We start from the raw sequence: 16838 nt of genomic DNA on the forward strand, positions 1-16838 counted from the left end.
TAATTCATCTCTTGATGGCAACGTACCCAGTAACGACGCTGTCGCAATTCTGAATCTTTCTAGATAGCGGCAATGGAATCATGTCTACCGTCAAATTCGATACATTCGAAATCTCTAGTCCAGCCTGCTGAATTATCTGCTCCTGCTGCGCGGGAGATCTAACAAAGGATGGAAGATAGAGCTGCTGACCGTCAGCTAGTTCAAAATACGCTGCGCCCTCGCGCTCCGTTCTGGAAGGCAGTCTGAACGATTGAGCCCAACTATACGATGGGGTCGTGAAAAGGCACCGCCCACCTTTATCCAAGCAACGCGAGACCTCGCGCCAGAACGCCTCAACGTTGTAGGGATCACCAAGTGCAGCGACGATAAGTGAAATACTGCTATCTGCGAATGGCAATCTGCGACCATCTCCTACAACGAGATTCGCAATTTTGGCGAACTTCCTGGAGTATGAAAGCATCTCAATGGAGCGATCCAAAAGCACAGCACGCTCAAAGTGCACATAGTTGCATTCGGCTAGTTCGGCGACCAATGACTGGCCTGCTCCCACCTCCAGAGTAAGTCCATCCAAGTAATTGCAGTCCAACGATGTCTGTAGAAATAACCTACTCGCGTCACGAAAATTCCGACAAGTGGGGTGGCGATTTGCGTCATAGTATTCAGCAGCGACGGCAGCGTATTGCGACAATCGGCCTTTCGCATCCAACTTGCGAAGCGTTTGGATTGACATCACTCAACCTCAATCTGGAGCGCTACCGTCGAAAGATCGTCCAAAGTCTTTGATACAAGCGGACCCATTGCACTGGTTGCCTTCTCTATAACTGCCACCCGCTGCTCGTGGTCGAAAGCATCCCTCTCCGTAGAGTCCATATACAACAGTCCAACCTTCGAATTCTCATGTATCAACGGGCAACAGAAGTAAGACCTATGCTTGAGCGCACTTTCAGCTTCGCGCCTATTCATGCCCCAATTACTCATTACAGCGTCAATTTCTTGCTCATGCGTTCGAACCTCTCCTGGAGCGGAGGGTGGCAAGAGATCCCCCTCTTGCGTTGGAACTTCGGTCCGCCAAACTCTTCCTATTACGCCATATCGAACCGAGAACGTACGTGCACGACCTGCCCCGGAAGGGCAGTAGTCAACTAATTGATAGAGCCGGCCATATCTAATGGGGTCGGGAATGTAAATTGTACAACGGAAAGTTTTACTCCGCTCGGCCACGAAACTCTTCACCTCATCACTGTCTATGAGGTTTGAGAGAGCCTGTTCAATTTGGTATCGGGCAACAGTGCGCGCCACCTCTTTGTCTACGCGACCCTTGTATTCCTCCAATGCGGCGTCGATTTCACCTGCCGCGCTTTGAATCTTGCGCTTAGTCTGCTCATTCAACTCGATCTCCGCACCAAATAGTTTTATTCGACGCAGTGACCCAAAAATTCCTAGGATCAGCCAAAGGAACGACTCAGACCTAGCGACAATCCAAAGGCCGATCAAAATTGTTAGCGGCCAAGGTACAAATAGAAAAAGTAGTTCTCGGACCCAATGTAAAGTCGCTGCGCTAACTACAGGCGACGGTAGCGAGATCGATAGCAACCATACGCCGAATAGAAGAGTGGCAGCCGTAATTAATGCCACGCCCAGATAGCGGACACCGGTCAGCGTTGAATTCTCCACACCTGAAAGAACGTAAGAGACCGCCAAATCATTCGCGCTCATCTGGCGTTTCTTTGCAATCTTACGAAGCTGTTCGTTAGTAGTGTCATCCAGCGAAATGTGGTACACGATCTAATCCTTCAGACCGATTGAACATCTAGAGTTGCTGAGAGCATTCTCCAGCAACTGCTGAAGGATCTTCTACAGAACACAATTGCGGTTGGCTACAGGCGTGCGCACATCGTGCGACCACGGAAACGTCGCGACTGGCCCACCGCAGACGATCAGTGACTCGCGCAGCCGGCCGCTCGAGGCACTGCCCCTGCTTCGCGAAGATGCTTTGTGGGATACTAGTGGGTGCATCATCTCGTCGGCTTGAACGAGCCGCCTAGCACTCCACCAGAGGGATCTCCGGGGCAGCCCCGGGGGAATCATGCCCCTCAAATCGAGAGGCATGATTTCCCACAGCTACGCCGCGACGCGGTGCGCGGCGATGATCTGGTCGGCGGCGCGGCCGGTGACTTCGGCCATGCGGTCGAACGCCCGCGTGAAACTGCCGGCGCCGGCGGTGGCCGAGCGCAATTCCACGATCAGGTCGCCGATCTCCGCCTCCGGCATGGTGGCGCGGACGCAATCCCATCCCGGCCAGTTCTCGCGGGTATCGAAGCCCAGGATCTGGCCGCGCCGCGCCGACAGGATGGCGTTGATCTTCGCCGTCGCCTCGGTCGGGCAGACGATCTCCACCATGTGGATCGGCTCCAGCAGCACCGGCTGGCACTGCGGCAGCGCCTCGCTCATGCCGATCCGCGCCGCGGTCCGGAAGGCGAGATCTGAGGAATCGACGCTGTGATAGGAGCCGTCGATCAGCGTGACCTGAACGTCGATGACGGGGAAGCCGAGCGGGCCCTTCGCGAGGCCGTCGACCACGCCCTCCTCCACCGCGCCGATATAGTTGCGCGGCACCGCGCCACCGACGACCTTTTCCTGGAACTCGAAACCCGAGCCGCGCGGCATCGGCTTGATTTCCAGCACCACGTCGCCGAACTGGCCATGGCCGCCGGATTGCTTCTTGTGGCGGCCGCGCTGGGTGATCGATTTTCGGATGGTCTCCTGATAGCCGATCGCCGGCGGCTGCGATTTGACGTTGACGCCGAAGCGGTCGCGCAGGCGCTCGAGCGCGACGCGCAGATGCATCTCGCCCTGCCCCCACAGCACGATGTCGTGGGTGCGTTGATTCTGGATCATCGTCAGCGACGGGTCCTCCTCGTTCAGGCGCAGCAGCGCCTGGCCGAGCTTGACGTCATCCTTGCGGTCGGTCGCCGCGAGCGACATCGCCAGCACCGGCGGCGCCGGCGCAATCGCTACCAGGGCCTGCGGCGCGGTCTTGCCGCTCGACAGCGTATCGCCGGTCTTGATCGCATCGAGCTTGCCGAGTGCGACGGTGTCACCGGCCTCCGCCGCGGCACGCTTGGTGTCGTGCGCGCCGTTTACCGCTAGAATGCCGGAAACACGCCCGGCCTCGCCGGAAGAGGATTGCAGCGTCGCGCCGTCATCGAGATGGCCGGCGAGCAGCCGCACCAGCGACAGCTTGCCGCCGTGCTGCAGATGCAGCGTCTTGAACACGTAGGCCAGCGCATCCTTTTGCGACGACGCGCCGAGGCGCTTCGCTGTCTCGGTAATGCCGGGCGCTTCATGCCGCAACGCCTTCATCAGCCGCAACACGCCGTTCTCGCGCGCGGCCGCGCCGAGCAGCACCGGGCAGATCAGGCCTTCGCGCAATTCGCGGGCGAGATCGTCGAACACCGCGTCGCGCGGCGGCTGGATGTCCTCCAGCAACTGCTCCATCAACGCGTCGTCGTGGTCGGCAAGCTTCTCCAGCATCGAGAAGCGCGCTTCCTTCTCGCGGTCGAGATTGCCGCCCTCCAATGCCATGACTTCGGACGGCTTGTGCTCGCGATAGACGAAGGCGCGTTCCAGCGCGAGATCGACAAAGCCTTCGATCAACTCACCGTTCCAGATCGGAATCTGCCGCAGCACCAGCGGCACGCGCGAGGCCGGCTGCAGCGTCGACAGCGTCTCGCGGATGCGCTTGTTGGCGCGGTCGATCTTGTTCAAAAACAGAAAACGCGGAATGCCGAGTTCCTCCAGCTCGCGCAGGATGATCTGCAGTTGCGGCAGCTTCTTCTCGTCCGCCTCGCAGACCACGACCGCGGCATCGACCGCGGGCAGCGCGGCGCGCATGTCATGCGCGAACTCGATCGAGCCGGGACAATCGATAAAGGTGTAACTGTCGCCCATGAAGGTGGTGGTGGCGGCGGTCAGGCCGACGCCCATCTTGTGATGGCGCGCTTCGGGGCTGGCATCGCCTACGGAAGTTCCGGCATCGACGCTGCCGGCATTTTTAATGGCGCCCGTTCGCGCCAATATCGCCTCCAAAAGTGTGGTTTTCCCGCTCTGGAAAGGGCCCACCAGCGCAATGCACCGTGGACCGCGGGGACTTCTGACGTCTTGTCCCATTGCCGCCTCCCTTTTTTGGAGCTCGGCCCGTGATTGGGTCGGCGACTTCTGATGCTCCGCCTGTCTCTTGATTTTGGCAAGCGGGAAAAATTCGCTGCGGTGCGATGTGATGGAATCGAGCAGTTAACTTCGTCGTCATTGCGAGGAGCGTCAGCGACGAAGCAATCCAGTCTATCTCCGCGGAGAAATTATGGATTGCTTCGCTTCGCCCGCAATGACGGGGAGACTTGACTACCGTCCCGGCCGCAGTTCCAGGCTTTCCAATCCGGCAGCAATGCTGACGCCAACCTGGCCCTGCACGCTCAGCGGTTGCAACGCGATCGAATTGGCGGAGCCGCCGACCAGCACGTTGCCGCCGACGCCAACACCGAATGTCGCGCTGCCTTGGGCGCCGACATAGTCGCCGGAGAGATCACCCGGCCCGAGCCGCGCCACCGGTGCGAACACGCCCCAGGCCAGCGCCGATTCCTGAGTGATGCCGAGATCGAGCCCGACTTTCCGGATGGTGGCGACATAACGATCCTCCGGCATCCCTTCGGCGCGCAGCACGCAGCCAAGATGGGTGACGGAACCGACGATGAAGCCGACGCTGGCGCCGCCGCGGCACTCCAGCACCCCGACCTGCACGCGCTGCGCCTGTTGTGCACCGGCGCCGCCGATCGACGAAGCCAGCGCGGCGAGCACGGGAGCGGCAAGGATGAGGGAACGACGCATGAAGTAATCTCCGACTGAAAAAGGGTGATGCGAGCAGAAATCAAAAACAAGGCCGTGCCCGCGGCGCTCGCCGTTCTATGCCACAACATCACAGGCTGTGCCAGATTCACCACTACCGTCATTCCGGGGCGCGCAAAGCGCGAACCCGGAATGACGAGTCCAACTCAACAAAAACGGCCCGCTTGCGCGGGCCTTTTCCTTGGCGTGTTGTCGTTAGCCGCGGTGACGATGGCGGCGCACGTGCCGTCGCGGACCGTTGCCGTAGAACGGCTGCAGTTCGAGGCCGGCGATGCCGGCCGTGACGTTCAGCCCGGTTTGTCCCTGCACGCTGATCGGCTGCAGCGCGTAGGCATTGGCGGGGCCGCCGACCAGGAAGTTGCCGCCGCCGCCGACGCCGATCGATGCATTGGCGCCGACGCCGCCATAGCTGCCGGCGAGTTCGCCGCGCCCGAGCCGGCTGTTCGGCGCACTGACCGCCCAGGACAACTGCGTCTGCTCGGTGACGCCGAGATCGAGACCGATGCGCTGCACCCTGGCGATGTAGGGTTCAGGACGGCGGCCCTCGCTGCGGAACACGCATTCGAGGTTCGTCACCGAGCCGACGACGAAGCCGACATTCTGGCCGCCCTGGCATTGCAGGATACCGGCGCGAACCACTGGCGCCGCGTCAGCGCTTGCGATCGGCGCGAGCAGCGAAAGCGTCGCGAGTGTCAATGTCAGGAGTCGCATGTGTCCCAGTCTCCGCATGTTGATGAACAAATTCAGCGGAGCGGACAGGATGGAAGCGCCGTGTCGAAAACATGGCGCTTCCTCAAGAAGCCGTCAAAACATCGCGCTGTAGGTCACGCGCGATGTGATTTGACAGCCCTTTTTCTGACGCGTTTTCTTGATGCGAACCGGAAAGCCATCCCGCATCAAGTGCGGGACAGGCTGCGCTTGAAAACGCTCTATCTCAAATTGCCACAAAATCGCTGAATGCGCTTGCAGGCGTCTTCGAGGTCGGTGGTTTTGGTCGCGTAGGAAATCCGGAACGCCGGTCCAAGCCCGAACGCGGAACCCTGCACGACGGCGACGCCTTCGCTTTCGAGCAACTCGGTGACGAAGTCCTCGTCATTGGTGATCACCTTGCCTGATGGCGAGGTCTTGCCGATGGTGCCGGCGCAGGACGGATAGACGTAGAATGCGCCCTCGGGCCGCGGGCATTCGATGCCCTTGGCCTGGTTCAGCATCGACACCACGAGGTCGCGCCGCTCCTTGAACACCTTGTTGTGCACGGGGATGAAGTCCTGCGGACCGTTCAGCGCTTCGACCGAAGCCCACTGCGCGATCGACGACGGGTTCGAGGTTGACTGCGACTGGATCGTCGCCATCGCCTTGATCAGGTCGGCCGGACCGCCGGCATAGCCGATGCGCCAGCCGGTCATGCAATAGGCTTTTGATACGCCGTTCACCGTCAGCGTGCGCTCATACAGTTTCGGCTCGACCTGCGCAGGCGTTGCAAACTGGAAGTCGTCATAGACCAGGTGCTCGTACATGTCGTCGGTCATCACCCAGACATGCGGGTGCTTCACCAGCACGTCGGTGATGGCCTTCAGCTCGCTGCGCGTATAGGCGGCGCCGGTCGGGTTCGACGGCGAGCACAGGATGATCCATTTGGTCTTCGGCGTGATCGCCTTTTCCAGATCTTCGGGCCGCAGCTTGAAGCCGCTCGACGCCGGGCACACCACCGGCACCGACTCGCCGCCGGCGAGCGCCACCATTTCCGGATAGCTGACCCAGTACGGCGCCGGGATGATAACCTCGTCGCCAGGGTTAAGCGTCGCCATCAACGCGTTGTAGAGCACCTGCTTGCCGCCGGTGCCGACGATGATCTGGTTCGGCTTGTAGGTCAGGCCGTTCTCGCGCTGGAACTTGTTGATGATGGCTTCCTTCAGCTCGGGAATGCCACCGACGTCGGTGTACTTGGTCTTGCCGGCCTCGATAGCGCGGATCGCCGCCAGCTTGATGTTGGCAGGCGTGTCGAAGTCCGGCTCGCCGGCGCCGAGGCCGATGACGTTGCGGCCCGCCGCTTTCAGCGCGCGTGCTTTGTCCGTGACCGCGATCGTCGCGGACGGCTTCACACGGGCGAGCGAGGCGGACAGGAAGGGCATCATCATCTCCTGACAAACGTCGTGAACTCTTGATTCACGACTCTTTCTGATGGGATCGGCGCACCCTAAGACGCTGCGCGCTGCATCGCAAGAAGCTTGGCCGGATTAAGGCCAAACTTTAGGGAACGTTAAAGCCGGCTCGGTACGGTCGGAGCAATATCGGCGCAATATTCGTAAAAATTCCGCGGTGAAATGACTCATATCTGGCAAGGACTGCGATCCGGCGAATGGGTGACGGCGGCGCGCATGCGCGGCTACAGTCTGATCCTGCTCGGCCTCTTCGTCCTGGTGTTTGCCGGATGGATCGCGGTTTCCGATGGCCTGATCAGTAGCAATGGCCAGCCGATCGGCACCGACTTTTCCAATGTCTATGCCGCGGGCACGCTAACCTGGCAGGGCCGCGCGGCAGACGCCTATGCGCCCGCGCTCCAGCATGCGGCGGAGAAGGCAGTGTTCGACGGCAGCGACGTGCCGTTCTACGGCTGGCACTATCCGCCGTTCTTCTTTGCGGTGGCCGTTCTCGTCGCCGCCGTTCCCTATGCCTGGGGCCTGGCGCTCTGGCTGGTCACGAGTTTTGCCGCATACCTCGCCGCGATCCGCGCCGTCGTGCCGCGTCACGAAACCTGGCTGGTCGCGGCCGCCTTCCCGGCGGTGTTCGTCAATATCGGCCACGGCCAGAACGGATTCCTAACTGCGGCGCTGCTCGGCGGCGCCCTGCACTGGCTCGATCGCCGGCCATGGCTTGCCGGCGTGCTGATAGGGCTGCTGGCCTACAAGCCGCAGTTGGGCGTTCTGATTCCGGTTGCACTCCTGGCGGGCGGACGGTGCCGCACCATCGGCGCGGCTGCCGCTACTGTTGCCGCGCTGGTTGCGATCAGCTTCGCCATGCTTGGCAGCGGCATCTGGCAGGCGTTTGCCGACTCCATGAACTTCACGCAGACGGTCGTGCTCGAACAAGGCGGCACCGGCTGGCAGAAGATCCAGTCGATCTTCTCCGCGGTCCGCGCATGCGGCGCGAACGTGCCGACCGCCTATGCGGCGCAGGCCTCGTTGTTCGCCATGCTCGCCGCCAGCCTGGCGTGGCTGTGGCACAGCGACGTCGCCTTCGAACTCAAGGCCGCGGCGCTGGCGTTGGGCTGCCTGCTCGCAACGCCCTACGTGCTCGACTATGACCTCGTGGTGCTAGCGGTCGCGATCGCATTCTTTGCGCGGCATGGCTTGCGCCATGGCTTTCGCGATTTCGAAATCAGCCTGCTCGCCGCGGCATGGATCGTGCCGCTGTTGTCGCGCAGTGTCGCCGGCGTCACTTACATCCCCCTCGCGCTGCTCGTGGAGCTGGCTTTTTTTGGGGTGGTGTTGCGACGCGCGGTGCTCGACCGCGCGAGCCATGCGCCCAGCGCGCCCGGAGTCGCGCAAGCGTGATCTTTATTGTTCCGCCGTGTTGATGGAATTATTCTGCGCGCGTGCAGTGCGGTAGAGGTTTTGGACTTTTTCCATTCGGCAGGTCTTGCGACGCATTCGTATCGGCATCATTGTTTAGCCGCGTTGCGGCGCGAAAGCCTTGCGCAGTTCGCCCACCGCCCGCCCCCGATCCGAGTGAACCCAACGACGATGTACAAGCTCTATTCGATGCAGCGCTCCGGCAACAGCTACAAGGTCCGCCTTGCGCTGGCGCTGCTCAACGCGCCCTATGAAGCAATCGAAGTGGACATTCTCAGAGGCGAAAGCCGCACGCCGGATTTTCTGGAGAAGAATCCCAGCGGACAGGTGCCGCTGCTGGAAGTCGCCGAGGGGCGCTACCTCGCCGAGTCCAACGCCATCCTCTGGTATGTTTGCGGCGGCACCTCGCTGGCCCCGGAGTCACGGGTCGAACGCGCAGAAGCGCTGCAATGGATGTTCTTCGAACAGCACGCGCTCGAACCCAATATCGGCGCCGCCTATTTCTGGCTGTCGCTGGTTAAGGGCGGCCGCGACCTGCAGACGCATGCGCTGGAGGACTGGATGGAGCGCGGCTATGCCGCGCTCCAGGTGATGGAAAACCATCTCAAGACCCGCGCCTATTTCGCCGCCGGGCAACTGACGGTCGCCGATATCGCGCTGTACGGCTACACCCATGTCGCCGACCGCTGCGACTACGATCTGGCAACCTTCCCGGCCATCCGCGCCTGGCTGCGGCGGGTCGAGCAGACCCCTGGTTTCGTGACCATGGACTGGCGCCCGGAGGCCGAGATCGACGACCAGGCCGGCGTCGCCGCTGGCGCATAACCGCCGCCCGCGCCTGCAGCCGGTCATCTCACTTTCGCGCGAGCGGGCCTCCAAAGGTTAACAATAGCGGGCACAACGTTAACCTTTGCCGTTATTCCGCCATTTTCAGCCGACCATCGCCGCAATATTGCCGGTGATCATTGCAAGATTTTCCTGATGACGAGTGAGTCGCGGGTGATTCGTCCCGCGTTACAAGGATTTAGGCCATGACACGGGCACCTGGCACAGTCGGCTTCGAGAGCCGCCGTGCGCCCATTGCTTCCTCCCGATTGCTAGGCGCCATCGCCACCTCGCTCGCGATCGGCACGCTGTCGCTCTGCCTCGTGGTCACCTTGACGGTGCTGTCGATCAGGGCCACCGTCGCGATGCCCATTCCGTGACGGTTGCGGCTTTTTGTTTGCATCATTAGCGAACGCGCGATGATCGGCATCGCGACTGGACGACCAGGATGAAAACACCTGTCGGCCTTGTGACTGCCGCGTTGACGGTAGCGATCCTGCTTGCGGTCTCGTTCCTGATCGCCACCGGCACCCGCGGCGAGCAGCCGGGGTTCGATTCGTCGGCGGGCGAGCTTGAGGTTCGGACCATCGCTAGGGGCCTCGTCAATCCGTGGGCGCTGGCGTTTCTATCCGACGGAACGATGCTGGTGACCGAGCGTCCGGGCCGCATGCGGATCGTCACGGCGGAAGGACAGGTCTCGCCGCCGCTCAAGGGCGTCCCCGAGGTATGGGCGTCGGGCCAGGGTGGCTTGCTCGACGTCGCCGTCGATAAATCCTTTGCGCAGAACAGGACCCTCTATTTTTGTTATGCCGAGCGGACTGAGGGCGGTGGACGCACCGCGATCGCGCGCGCCAAGCTCGACGACGGCAAGGGCCGGCTCGACGACGTCAAGGTGATCTTCCGCCAGCAGGGGCCGCTGTCATCGGGCAATCATTACGGCTGCCGCATCGTGCAGGCGGACGACGGCAATCTGTTCGTCACGCTGGGCGACCACTTCGCCCACCGCGATCAGGCGCAGAGCCTAGGCAATCATCTCGGCAAGGTGATCCGCATCGCGCCCGACGGTTCGGCGCCATCAGGCAATCCGTTCGCCGGCCGCGCCGGCGCCAAACCGGAGATCTGGAGCTACGGCCATCGCAACGCCCAGTCGCTCGCTATCCATCCCGCTACCGGCGAGCTCTGGGAAATCGAGCATGGCCCGCGCGGCGGTGACGAGGTCAATTTGATCGACAAGGGCAAGAATTACGGCTGGCCGGTGATCGGCTACGGCATCGATTACTCCGGCGCGAAAATCCACGACGGCACGGCCAAGGACGGCATGGAGCAGCCGCTCAAATACTGGGTGCCGTCGATCGCACCGTCCGGCATGGCCTTCTACACCGGAAAACTGTTTCCGAAATGGAACGGCAGCCTGTTCACCGGCGCATTGCGCAGCGCGATGCTGGTGCGGCTGACGCTGAACGGAAACGCTGTCACCTCGGAGGAACGCCTGCTGCAAAACCTGCACGAGCGGATCAGGGACGTCCGCCAGGGACCGGATGGTGCGCTGTGGCTGCTCACAGATAGTTCGAACGGACGGGTATTGCGGGTGGCGCCCGCCGCGAAATGACGATGATCTGCGCAAATGCGCTCACCATTTGTGAAAGATCAGGAACGCGCCGAACGCGATGCAGACAAAGCCGAGCGCGTGATTCCACGCCAGCGGCTCCTTCAGATAGAGCACCGAGAAGCAGGCGAACACCACCAGCGTGATCACCTCCTGCATGGTCTTGAGCTGCGCCGCCGAGTACACCGCGCTGCCCCAGCGGTTGGCCGGCACCGCCAGCCAGTATTCGACGAAGGCGATCCCCCAGCTCGCCACCACGACCAACGCCAGCGGGCTCTCCTTGAATTTCAGATGGCCGTACCAGGCAAACGTCATGAAGACGTTGGAGGCAAACAGCATCAGGATCGGCAGCAGCGTCGGGGAAACAGCGGGCATCGATGTCCTCTTGCAAAATGTCGTACGGCTTGACCAGCGCGCTTCGTAACCGGTTTCTCGGGCTTTCGAATATCATTTGATTTCAAAAATGCGAAAGCCTGCCGCATCTGTGCAACGCTCTCTTAAGACTGGCGGCAGAAAGGCGTGCACAGTCGCAACAATCAGGCATGCTTGCGTCTTATTCCCGGCACGTGGCGCGAGAACGGGCATGCAGTTAAACTGGCACGCAATCTCCGGTCCGGCTCTGACGACAACGACGGCGTTGATCGCCTTCCTGGTCGACCGACATTTCGTTCCCGTCCCCAATCCCGCCCCGCTGTTTGTCTGCATCGTCGCCTTTGCCGCTTCCGTCAGCGGCATCGCCTCCGGCATAGTCAGTGCCGTCATTGCGGTGGCGTCTTCTGCGCTGTTCTTCCTCAACCACCGCGCCGTGCCCGGTTACGACATGTCGGACCTGGCGCGCATGCTGCTGCTGGCGGCCACCGCCGGCGGCACTGCGCTCATCACCGGCCTCTTGCGAAAAAAATGGGTCGATGCGTTCGCATGGGAGAAGAAGCATCATGCCACGGCGGAACGACTGTCGGCCGCGCTCGATCAGGTCGATATCGGCATCGTGCTGCTCGATTCCGATACCCGCGCCGAGTTCATCAACCGCGCCTTCCGCGACTATTTCGCTTTGTCCGACGAGCAGGCCGACAGCAAGCCGCCCTTCATTGCGCTGATGTACCACGGCCGCGACACCGGCGCCTGGCAACTGCCGGAGGACGAACTGGGTGCCTTCATCGCCAAGCGCACCGAAATGATCCGGACCGGCGATTCCACGCCGATCAACATCAATCTCGCCGACGGACAGGTGCTGCGCTTCATCTGCACGGCGCTGCCCGACGGCGGACGCATGCTGAGCTACACGCCGGTCACCGACCTCGTCCGCCACACCGACGATCCCGCCAGCGCCGACTATTACCGCGCGTTGCGCGGCAACTATCGCAGCCTTGCCCGGCACCTTGGCGCCGCGGAATAGCGGCAGGCATGCCAAGCCGATAGCTCTCTTCAAACCTCGCCCCGCTTGCGGGGAGAGGTCGCCGCGCCCTCGCGCGGCGGGTGAGGGGGTACAGGTCTCACGGCGTTCAGAACTCGCGGAAGCAGCCCCTCACCCCAACCCTCTCCCCGTGAAGAACGGGGAGAGGGAGCCGATCGTGCTTCCGTGCAAAGTTGATCCCCTGCTGCCGCGTCTGTAGTAATCTCGCTCCTTCTGCGTCTCTGACGCGTCATCTCCCAGCAAAACGGAAACGCGCAATGTCCGGCGACCTCACCATCCGCTTCGTCACCCGCCCCGACCATACGCAATGGCTTCCGCTGTGGGAGGGCTACAACGCCTTCTACGGCCGCTTCGGCGCGACCGCGCTGGCGCCCGAGATCACGGCGATGACATGGGCGCGCTTCTTCGACGCCTACGAGCCGGTGCATGCGCTGGTCGGCGAGAGCGGCGGCGAGTTGCTCGGGCTGACGCACTACCTGTTTCACCGCAGCACGACCGCGATCGAGCCGACCTGCTATCTGCAGGACCTCTTCACCAGCGCGGCGGTGCGCGGCAAGGGCATCGGCCGTGCCTTGATCAACGGCGTGTACGAGCAGGCGAAGCTCGCGGGATGTTCCCGCGTCTATTGGCAGACGCACGAGACCAACCACACTGCGATGCAGCTTTACGACAAGGTGGCGGAGCGTTCCGGCTTCGTCGTTTACCGCAAGCTGTTCTGATGTTCGATCGAGGACCGATGGAGTTTCTCACCTGGTGAGCGTGTTCTTATAGATCATGCCGTCCTTCATGATCACCTTGAAGTTTTTGGCGGGATCGGCAATGAGACCGATCTCGTCCAGTGGATTGCCGTCGACAAGGAGCAGATCGGCGAGCGCGCCCTGCTCTACGACACCGAGCTTTCCCGGATAGGGATTGCGCTTTCCCGACAGCGCCAGCAGCTCGGCGTTTGTCGATGTCGCCATGACCAGCGCTTCGGCGGGGGTGTACCAACGGGTAAGCGAGGCCAGAATTGCTCCTTGTTGTTGCGCCAGCTCGCGGGAGAACAGCACATCGGTACCCCACGCCGTCTTGATCTTGTACTTCTTCGCCAACTCGTAGGACTTGGCTATGCCGGGCCAGACCTCATCCGCCTTGGCGCGCTGGACGGAACCCTCGGGAAAACCCAGCCTCAAGGCGTCGGGGAGCGGCTGCTGGCTGAGCCAAACGCCCTTCTCGGCGATCAGCTTGGCGGTAGCTTCGTCCATCAGGGTGCTGTGTTCGATACATTTCACGCCAGCCGCTATAGCCCCCCGGATCGCATTCGGCGTAAAGGCATGCGCGGCGACGTACGTGCCCCAATTCTCGGCCGCTTCAACCGCGGCGCGCAGTTCGGCCTCGGTGAAGGTAGTCACGTCGATCGGACTGAAGGGGGACGACACCCCGCCGCCCGCCGTCAACTTGACTTGAGAGGCGCCCTGCATGAGCTGTTCGCGCGCGCGCACGCGCACCTCGTCAGGGCTGTCCGCAACTATGGCGCCACCGATCTGCTCCATGCGGGTGAGCATGCCGCCGATCGTCCGCGGCAGATCGGTTAACTGGCGAAAATCCCCGTGCCCGCTCGTGACAGTGATCATGGCGCCGGACGGATAGATGCGCGGGCCTTTGACGATCCCGTCATCAATGGCGCGCTTGAGACCGAACACCGGCCCGCCCACGTCGCGAACGGTGGTGAAGCCGCGCATCAGAGTGTCTGTCGCTTCGTCGCCGGCAACGAGATTGTTGTAGCCGACGTCACCGAACGCCTGCACCGGCGTCACCCGCGCCAGCATCGCGTGCCAATGATTGTCGATCAGCCCCGGCATCAACGTGCGCCCGCCGCCTTCGATGACGCGCGTGTCGGCGCGGCGGTCGACCGCGATCTGCGCTCGGGAAATTGTTTCGATCAGATTGCCTCGAACCAACACGTTGGTTGGTTCTGACAGCGACGTGCCCTTGCCGTCGAATATTCTGACGTTGTTGAAGAGCGTTGTTGCGTCGTTACTCTGCTGGGCTTGCGCCCCACCTGCCGAAAGAACTGCCGCACAGACCAAAAGGCGGAGATAGCTGGAGACCATTTGACCCTCCAAGCGCTTTTCGACCCTTGGTTATCCTAGCATAGGCGGCACAACCAGTCTCCTTGATTCCCGCCAGGCGTATTATTTGAAATCTTATTGAGACGCCTGAGATTCAAAAATTCATTGCGCCGGAATTATCAGAGCTGGGGGTCGGCTGGCGACATCGAGCCTGTGGATAAGTCCCCGCGTCACGGCGGCGTAACAAAACGCGGCTAGGCTGCGCCTGCGTCTGATCAGGCCCCCCGTCTCAGATCACGCGCCCCAAGCGGCCCCCGTCAGTCGCCGCGTCTGGCCGGGGCCGCATTTTTTGTGCCGCATAGCTGCCAAGCGCGGACGCTAGTGGCGCCGCTTCTTGCGGGGCGCAGTGGAGCGGGCCACAATGCGCCTCCTCCCCGCGACCATCCCACAGGATCGATCCATGCAAATTCGCAACCTCGGCGGCTCCGGCCTGCGCGTTTCCGCCGTTGGCCTCGGCTGCAACAATTTCGGCCAGCGCACCGATCTGGAAACCTCGCGCAAGGTGATCCACAAGGCTATCGACCTCGGCATTACCCTGTTCGACACCGCCGACATCTATGCGGGCATGGGCGGCTCCGAGACCGTGCTTGGCACCGTCCTCGGCGATCGGCGCAAGGACATCGTGCTGGCGACGAAATATGGCAAACCCATGAGCAATGACGGCACCAAACAGGGCGCTTCCCGCCGCTACATCATGTCCGCCGTCGAAGCCAGCCTGACGCGGCTGAAGACCGACTACATCGATCTCTACCAGCAGCATGATTACGATCCCTTGACGCCGATGGAAGAGACGCTGCGCGCGCTGGACGATCTCGTCCGCCAGGGCAAGGTCCGCTACATCGGCAATTCGAATTTTCCGGCCTGGCGCATTGCCGAGGCCGAAATGATGGCGCGGCAGATGAACGTCAACCGCTTCGTCTCCTGCCAGGACGAGTACAGCCTCGTGGTGCGCGGCATCGAAAGAGATCTGTTGCCTGCCGCGCAGGAATACAGGCTCGGCCTGCTGCCGTTCTTCCCGCTGGCGGGCGGCCTCTTGACCGGCAAATACCAGCGCGGCGCCGCCGCCCCAGCCGACACCCGTTTCGCCAAGGCGCCTGCCCTGAAGGACCGCTACGCCACGCCGCGCAACGAAGACATCGTCGAAAAGCTGCAAGCGTTTGCGCAGGCGCGCGGCCACACCATGCTCGAGCTTGCCTTCTCCTGGCTGGCGCAGCGCCCGCAAGTATCGAGCGTCATCGCCGGTGCCACCCGTGTCGAACAGGTCGAGCAGAACGTGAAAGCGATCGGCTGGACACTGAGCGCGGCGGAACTGGCGGAAGTGGATGAGATTACGACGTAGGTGTGGCCCTGCTCTCTCCGCTCCCTCTCCCCGTCCTTCACGGGGAGAGGGTCGGGGTGAGGGGCTCTCTCCGCGAGTTCTGAACGACGTGAGACCTGGACCCCCTCACCCGGATTGCTTCGCAATCCGACCTCTCCCCGCAAGCGGGGCGAGGTTAAGCGAACAGCGCTCTCCTATTTCGAGAGCTCGGCTTGAATCGTAACCAATACGCCTTCGGTATTTCCAAGCACGTCGTTATTCCAAAACCGAAGCACACTATAGCCTTCTTCCGCCAAGCGACGATCGCGTATTGCGTCGGCTGCTGATTCACTGTGCTGGCCGCCATCGACTTCAATGATCAGACGTCGCTCGCGACAAGCGAAATCGCAGATGTAACCGAGTATCGGCACTTGCCGGACGAACTTGTGCCCGTCGATCTGCCGATTACGAATGCGATTCCAGAGGACAGTTTCTGCGTCTGTTTGATTGACCCGCAATCGCCTCGCGATTCGGATGGTCTTTGCGGCCACGCATTGCCTTACCCCTCACCCGGATTGCTTCGCAATCCAACCTCTTGAGAAATTACCCTACCAACCCCTGCATCGGCTTCACGGCGCTGCTGTCCGGGAACACCGCCTCCGCCAGCACGCGCTCAGCCAGCCCGAACTGATCCTTCAGCACGCCTTTCATCACCGCGCGCAGATCGGTAGTCGGGGCGAGGTCGCGGCCCTGATAGAGATTGGCCGGCTTCAGCCCGGGCCAGTCCGCGATCACCCGCCCGCCTTTCACCGCGCCGCCGGCGAGCAGCGCGATGGTGCCGGTACCGTGGTCGGTGCCTTGCGTGCCGTTGATGCGCGCGGTGCGGCCGAATTCGGTGGCGACCACGATCACGGTGTCGCGCCAGCGCGCCCCTAACCCCGTTTCGAATTCCGCCAGTGCGCCGTCGAGGCCGCCGAGCAATTGCGCCAGCCGCCCGACCGGCCCGCCTTCGTTGGCGTGCGTGTCCCAGCCGTCGAAGGCGAGCGCACCGATGCAGGGACCATCGTCGGCGGCCATCAGCTTTGCGGCGCCGCGCGCCACCAGCCGCATC

At 62.1% G+C, this 16838-nt stretch carries 17 protein-coding genes; 7 read left to right on the forward strand and 10 right to left on the reverse strand.

The features are described 5' to 3' along the window. Nucleotides 1-4: 4 nt before the first annotated feature. From CP49_RS49445 to CP49_RS28140, 6 genes are all read right to left on the reverse strand, one after another. On the reverse strand, nucleotides 5-730 hold the full coding sequence (locus tag CP49_RS49445; protein ID WP_057853390.1) for a class I SAM-dependent methyltransferase: 726 nt from the start codon (nucleotides 728-730) through the stop codon (nucleotides 5-7). Beyond that, a complete protein-coding gene (locus tag CP49_RS28120; protein ID WP_057853391.1) occupies nucleotides 730-1782 on the reverse strand; it encodes a type VI secretion system membrane subunit TssM in 1053 nt (350 codons plus the stop codon). Before CP49_RS28120 ends, CP49_RS49445 begins: the two co-directional genes overlap by 1 nt. Before the next feature lie 339 nt (nucleotides 1783-2121). Next, entirely contained in the window at nucleotides 2122-4170 is a 2049-nt protein-coding gene (locus CP49_RS28125; RefSeq protein WP_057853392.1) for an elongation factor G, read from the reverse strand. Between the two features lie 231 nt (nucleotides 4171-4401). Continuing rightward, nucleotides 4402-4884, reverse strand: coding sequence for a DUF992 domain-containing protein (locus CP49_RS28130; RefSeq protein ID WP_057853393.1), 483 nt, complete (start codon nucleotides 4882-4884; stop codon nucleotides 4402-4404). A 213-nt stretch (nucleotides 4885-5097) separates the two neighbouring features. Beyond that, nucleotides 5098-5613 (reverse strand): DUF992 domain-containing protein, encoded by a 516-nt coding sequence (locus CP49_RS28135; protein ID WP_057853394.1) that lies wholly within the window; start codon nucleotides 5611-5613, stop codon nucleotides 5098-5100. Between the two features lie 218 nt (nucleotides 5614-5831). Continuing rightward, nucleotides 5832-7034: a pyridoxal phosphate-dependent aminotransferase gene (locus CP49_RS28140; protein ID WP_057853409.1), complete on the reverse strand. Its 1203-nt coding sequence runs from the start codon at nucleotides 7032-7034 to the stop codon at nucleotides 5832-5834. A gap of 192 nt (nucleotides 7035-7226) precedes the next feature. On the opposite strand from CP49_RS28140, the gene CP49_RS28145 reads away from it, so the two are divergent. The 4 genes from CP49_RS28145 (at nucleotide 7227) to CP49_RS28155 (ending at nucleotide 10908) form a co-directional block, all read left to right on the forward strand. After that, nucleotides 7227-8456 carry a glycosyltransferase family 87 protein gene (locus CP49_RS28145; RefSeq protein ID WP_057853395.1) on the forward strand — a complete coding sequence of 410 codons (1230 nt, stop codon included), beginning with the start codon at nucleotides 7227-7229 and terminating at the stop codon, nucleotides 8454-8456. 189 nt (nucleotides 8457-8645) lie between these two features. After that, nucleotides 8646-9299 (forward strand): glutathione S-transferase family protein, encoded by a 654-nt coding sequence (locus CP49_RS28150; protein ID WP_057853396.1) that lies wholly within the window; start codon nucleotides 8646-8648, stop codon nucleotides 9297-9299. A 206-nt stretch (nucleotides 9300-9505) separates the two neighbouring features. Then, complete coding sequence (locus CP49_RS46375; protein ID WP_197423259.1) at nucleotides 9506-9679, forward strand: hypothetical protein; 174 nt, start codon at nucleotides 9506-9508, stop codon at nucleotides 9677-9679. A 68-nt stretch (nucleotides 9680-9747) separates the two neighbouring features. Then, complete coding sequence (locus tag CP49_RS28155) at nucleotides 9748-10908, forward strand: PQQ-dependent sugar dehydrogenase (RefSeq protein ID WP_057853397.1); 1161 nt, start codon at nucleotides 9748-9750, stop codon at nucleotides 10906-10908. Between the two features lie 21 nt (nucleotides 10909-10929). On the opposite strand, the gene CP49_RS28160 is transcribed toward CP49_RS28155, so the two are convergent. Further along, on the reverse strand, nucleotides 10930-11280 hold the full coding sequence (locus CP49_RS28160; RefSeq protein ID WP_057853398.1) for a DMT family protein: 351 nt from the start codon (nucleotides 11278-11280) through the stop codon (nucleotides 10930-10932). 208 nt (nucleotides 11281-11488) lie between these two features. Between CP49_RS28160 and CP49_RS28165 the strand changes: the two genes are divergently transcribed. Continuing rightward, the gene (locus CP49_RS28165; protein ID WP_057853399.1) at nucleotides 11489-12301 is read left to right on the forward strand and encodes a PAS-domain containing protein; all 813 of its coding nucleotides are present in this window, start codon (nucleotides 11489-11491) and stop codon (nucleotides 12299-12301) included. Between the two features lie 275 nt (nucleotides 12302-12576). Next, on the forward strand, nucleotides 12577-13038 hold the full coding sequence (locus CP49_RS28170) for a GNAT family N-acetyltransferase (RefSeq protein ID WP_057853400.1): 462 nt from the start codon (nucleotides 12577-12579) through the stop codon (nucleotides 13036-13038). Nucleotides 13039-13065: 27 nt separating this feature from the next. On the opposite strand, the gene CP49_RS28175 is transcribed toward CP49_RS28170, so the two are convergent. Next, a complete protein-coding gene (locus CP49_RS28175; RefSeq protein WP_082646288.1) occupies nucleotides 13066-14412 on the reverse strand; it encodes a metal-dependent hydrolase family protein in 1347 nt (448 codons plus the stop codon). A 418-nt stretch (nucleotides 14413-14830) separates the two neighbouring features. Between CP49_RS28175 and CP49_RS28180 the strand changes: the two genes are divergently transcribed. Beyond that, a complete protein-coding gene (locus CP49_RS28180; protein WP_057853401.1) occupies nucleotides 14831-15769 on the forward strand; it encodes an aldo/keto reductase in 939 nt (312 codons plus the stop codon). 173 nt (nucleotides 15770-15942) lie between these two features. On the opposite strand, the gene CP49_RS28185 is transcribed toward CP49_RS28180, so the two are convergent. Both CP49_RS28185 and CP49_RS28190 read right to left on the reverse strand, forming a co-directional pair. After that, complete coding sequence (locus tag CP49_RS28185; protein ID WP_057853402.1) at nucleotides 15943-16278, reverse strand: endonuclease domain-containing protein; 336 nt, start codon at nucleotides 16276-16278, stop codon at nucleotides 15943-15945. 52 nt (nucleotides 16279-16330) lie between these two features. Continuing rightward, nucleotides 16331-16838 (reverse strand): DUF1501 domain-containing protein (locus tag CP49_RS28190; RefSeq protein WP_156438704.1); only part of this gene is annotated, 508 nt, incomplete at its 5' end.

Origin of the sequence: Bradyrhizobium valentinum (assembly GCF_001440405.1) — a bacterium.
Lineage (GTDB): Bacteria > Pseudomonadota > Alphaproteobacteria > Rhizobiales > Xanthobacteraceae > Bradyrhizobium > Bradyrhizobium valentinum.

Bases quoted from the DNA above. Each gene is read 5' to 3' on its own strand.
- CP49_RS28170 (WP_057853400.1), top strand. From the start codon at position 12,577: ATGTCCGGCGACCTCACCATCCGCTTCGTCACCCGCCCCGACCATACG.
- CP49_RS28135 (WP_057853394.1), bottom strand. From the start codon at position 5,613: ATGCGACTCCTGACATTGACACTCGCGACGCTTTCGCTGCTCGCGCCG.
- CP49_RS46375 (WP_197423259.1), top strand. From the start codon at position 9,506: ATGACACGGGCACCTGGCACAGTCGGCTTCGAGAGCCGCCGTGCGCCC.
- CP49_RS28130 (WP_057853393.1), bottom strand. From the start codon at position 4,884: ATGCGTCGTTCCCTCATCCTTGCCGCTCCCGTGCTCGCCGCGCTGGCT.
- CP49_RS28175 (WP_082646288.1), bottom strand. From the start codon at position 14,412: ATGGTCTCCAGCTATCTCCGCCTTTTGGTCTGTGCGGCAGTTCTTTCG.
- CP49_RS28155 (WP_057853397.1), top strand. From the start codon at position 9,748: ATGAAAACACCTGTCGGCCTTGTGACTGCCGCGTTGACGGTAGCGATC.
- CP49_RS28145 (WP_057853395.1), top strand. From the start codon at position 7,227: ATGACTCATATCTGGCAAGGACTGCGATCCGGCGAATGGGTGACGGCG.
- CP49_RS28140 (WP_057853409.1), bottom strand. From the start codon at position 7,034: ATGCCCTTCCTGTCCGCCTCGCTCGCCCGTGTGAAGCCGTCCGCGACG.
- CP49_RS28160 (WP_057853398.1), bottom strand. From the start codon at position 11,280: ATGCCCGCTGTTTCCCCGACGCTGCTGCCGATCCTGATGCTGTTTGCC.
- CP49_RS49445 (WP_057853390.1), bottom strand. From the start codon at position 730: ATGTCAATCCAAACGCTTCGCAAGTTGGATGCGAAAGGCCGATTGTCG.
- CP49_RS28125 (WP_057853392.1), bottom strand. From the start codon at position 4,170: ATGGGACAAGACGTCAGAAGTCCCCGCGGTCCACGGTGCATTGCGCTG.
- CP49_RS28150 (WP_057853396.1), top strand. From the start codon at position 8,646: ATGTACAAGCTCTATTCGATGCAGCGCTCCGGCAACAGCTACAAGGTC.
- CP49_RS28165 (WP_057853399.1), top strand. From the start codon at position 11,489: ATGCAGTTAAACTGGCACGCAATCTCCGGTCCGGCTCTGACGACAACG.
- CP49_RS28180 (WP_057853401.1), top strand. From the start codon at position 14,831: ATGCAAATTCGCAACCTCGGCGGCTCCGGCCTGCGCGTTTCCGCCGTT.